The sequence below is a fragment of the Pseudomonas sp. 05N434 genome (assembly GCF_056396965.1).
On the sequence record NZ_JBFTMK010000568.1, the window covers coordinates 1 to 3,240 of the forward strand.

3 protein-coding genes are annotated in these 3,240 nt (G+C 61.2%); 2 read left to right on the forward strand and 1 reads right to left on the reverse strand.

Annotated features, from left to right (window positions below; translation table 11 throughout):
• The coding region (locus tag AC1DLB_RS25930; protein WP_477785905.1) for a hypothetical protein at positions 1-220 on the forward strand (220 nt) is incomplete at its 5' end.
• Between the two features lie 84 nt (positions 221-304).
• Here the strand turns inward: AC1DLB_RS25930 and AC1DLB_RS25935 are convergent.
• The gene (locus AC1DLB_RS25935; RefSeq protein ID WP_018925874.1) at positions 305-2,743 is read right to left on the reverse strand and encodes a Lon protease family protein; all 2,439 of its coding nucleotides are present in this window, start codon (positions 2,741-2,743) and stop codon (positions 305-307) included.
• 275 nt (positions 2,744-3,018) lie between these two features.
• Between AC1DLB_RS25935 and AC1DLB_RS25940 the strand changes: the two genes are divergently transcribed.
• On the forward strand, positions 3,019-3,240 hold a 222-nt coding region (locus AC1DLB_RS25940; protein ID WP_477785906.1), incomplete at its 3' end, for a DUF3015 family protein.

A 3,240-nucleotide genomic window follows, 5' to 3' on the forward strand; every position in this document is an offset into this window, starting at 1 on the left:
TATTCAGCCTCCACGGGAAGGCTGTCTCGATCCAGTGATAACTGTCGATATCCTTGAGCAGAGAATAGAAGAAAAGTTCAGCTCGCACGCGGCCCGCAGCCAGAAGGCGCCGAGTGGTCGCCGTGCAAATATTGACGCCAGAGATGTGACGAGGGGGCTTGCTCCGTTGGGCTGCGAAGCGGCCCCGAAATTTATCAGACAGACCTCATCGCCGATTTGACGACTGCTACGCAGCCGAACGGGGCGGTGCGGCGGTCCGACAAGCTCCCTCGCCACAGGGAGCCTCCTCAGTTTCGAGATTGACTCAGGCCGGTTTGACTTCCAGCAAGGCTTCCTGCGCCAACTCTTTTTCGGCCTCCTTGAGGTCTTCGTCGCTGACCATTTCCGCGATCACCCGCAAGCGTTCCACCACCCGCGCGTTGACGCTGCCCTCGGGAAAGTCGCCATTCTCATCCGGCGTACCGGCCGGCTCGCCGACCAGCAGGCTCAGGGCTTCGTCGGCCTGGCGCACCGCGTAGACATGGAACTGCCCCGCGCGCACCGCCGCCAGCACCTTCTCGTCGAGCATCAGCGTGGCGACGTTGGCCTGAGGAATGATCGCTCCCTGCTCGCCCGTCAGGCCGCGAGCCTCGCAGAGCCGGAAGAAGCCTTCGATCTTCTCGTTGACCCCGCCTACCGCCTGCACTTCACCGAACTGGTTGATCGAACCGGTAATCGCAAAGCACTGCTTGAGTGGAGTTTTCGACAAGGCCGAGATCAGCGTACAGGCCTCGCCCAACGATGCGCTGTCGCCGTCGACGTAACCGTAGGACTGCTCCAGGGCGATGCTTGCGGAAATCGCCAACGGGAATTCCTGGGCATAGCGGCTGCCCAGGTACCCGGTGAGGATCATCACGCCTTTGGAGTGAATCGGCTGGCCGAGGTTGACCTCGCGCTCGATGTCGACGATGCCGCTGCCGCCCGGATACACCGTGGCGGAAATGCGCGCCGGTATCCCGAAGGCCGAATCGCCGACTTCCAGTACCGTCAGCCCGTTGCACTTGCCGACCGCCGCGCCATCGGTGTCGATCAGAATGATCCCGGCCAGCATGTCATCGAGAATCCGCGCCGAAACTCGTCCGGTACGGGTAGCCTTGGCCTTGAGCGCACGCTCGATGTGCCCGGCGTCAGTCATCTCGTCACCCGCCAGGTCGCGGATGAAATCCGCCTCGCTGACCAGTTGGAACAGATCGCCGATTCGCGCCGACAAACGTCCCTGGTGCTCGGCCAGACGTGCGCTGTAAGTCGCCAGACGCGCCACCGCATCCGCGGTCAGCGGCGCCATGCCTTCTTCCGAGGTACGGGTTTTGAGCAACTGGGCGAACTGCTCCAGGCTTTCGTCGACCATCGGAATGTCTTCGTCGAAATCCACCAGGACGCGGAACATCTCCTGGAAGTCCGGATCGAGGTCTTGCAGCGTGTAGTAGAGCTGCCGGGCGCCGATGATCACGACTTTGACCTGCAACGGAATGTGTTGCGGCGTCAGCGTCACGGTGGCCAGACGGCCCAGCTCACCCAGCGGGGATTCCATTTTCAGCTTGCGCGATTGCAAGGCACGCTTGAGCGCATCCCACACGAATGGCTCGCTGAGCATTTTTTCCGCTTCGAGGATCAGGAAACCGCCGTTGGCCCGGTGCAATGCACCCGGTCGCAACTGCCGATAGGTGGTGTAGAGCGCGCCCTGATCGGTGCTGTATTCGATGCGGCCGAACAGGTTGTCGTAGGTCGGGTGCGGCTCGAACACCACCGGCGCACCGCCGCTGTGCGGATGCCCGACCACCAGGCTCGGGGCGTATTGCTCTTCAAGCAATTTGCGGGCGATGGCGTCGGTCTTGCTGTCATCCACCAGTTGCTCGACCACCGTTTTGAGCAGGTACACCTGCATCGCTTGCAAGTAACCGCAAACCCCTGCGTTTTCCGCATACTTTTCCGACAGCGGCGCCAGCAAGGGCTGCAAGGCCAGGGTGATGGTTTCTTCGTTGAGCTGGCGCAGCTGATTGCTCGACTCGCGCTTCCATTGCGGCAGGCTGGCGAGCTCTTCGTTCAACCGCTCTTCGAGCCCGGAAATGTCATCGTGAAAGCGCTCGCGCTCGGCTTCCGGCAACTGGGCGAATTCCGCCTCATCCAGGGCCTTGCCTTCGCTCATCGGGGTGAAGGCAATGTTGCTGCTGTCGCGGTAGAGCGCGACGTCTTTCTCCAGCGCCAGACGCTCGATCACATCCAGCGCACGGTCATAACGCTGGTTGAACGCACGGTCGATGGCGCTTTTCTTCTGCTGGTAGGACGGGTGCTCGAATACTGCCGGAAAGGTCGCCAGCAGGTTGTCGATCAAGCCGTTGATGTCACCGATAAAAGCGCCGGCGGTGCCCGACGGCAATTCCAGGGCGCGAGGCTCGCGAGGCTCATCGAAATTATTGACGTAGACCCAGTCGGCCGGGGTCTGCAGGCGTTTGCCTTCGGCCTTGAGGTAGCGTTTGACGAACGAAAACCGGCCGGTGCCGGGCTCGCCCATGACGAACACGTTGTAACCGGGGCGCGGCATGGCCACACCGAACTGCAAGGCTTCGACCGCACGTTCCTGGCCAAGCACACCGCGGAAGGGCTCCAGATCATTGGTGGTAGAGAAGCTGAACTGTTCAGCGGAAAACGGACGGGTCAGCGCTTCAGGCGCTAGACGCAAGCTGGCAGCAACAGGATCAGGCATCGGGCTTCCTTACATCAGGCGGGGCAGATAACGGCATTCTGGCGCTGCCCGTACCCACTGGCAAGGCGCACCTCAAGCCAAAGCTTAGACAAGCCCCCATCCACGGGCCGCGCGGGTCAAAATCAAGGTTTTCAGGGAATGTTTCGCAAAAAATCACGGAACCCCTGGAACCTGCCTAAACTCCAAACTGCGCGGCTGGAACGAATAACCGGCCCACTGGCACCATTAGGGGCCAGCACCCTGTCCATTGGTATGCACACAAAGAGAACATAGCTATGAAACGGATTCTTCTTGGTACTCTCTTCACCGTTGTATCCATCAACGCCATGGCTCAGGCGCCAGGCGGTCCGGACTGCGGTTGGGGCAACATGCTGTTCGAAGGTCAGCGTGGCACCCCGGCACACTTCCTGGCATCCACCACCAACGGCACCTCCGGTAATGCAACTTTCGGCATGACCTCCGGCACCAACGGTTGCTCGACCAATGCGGCGCTGACC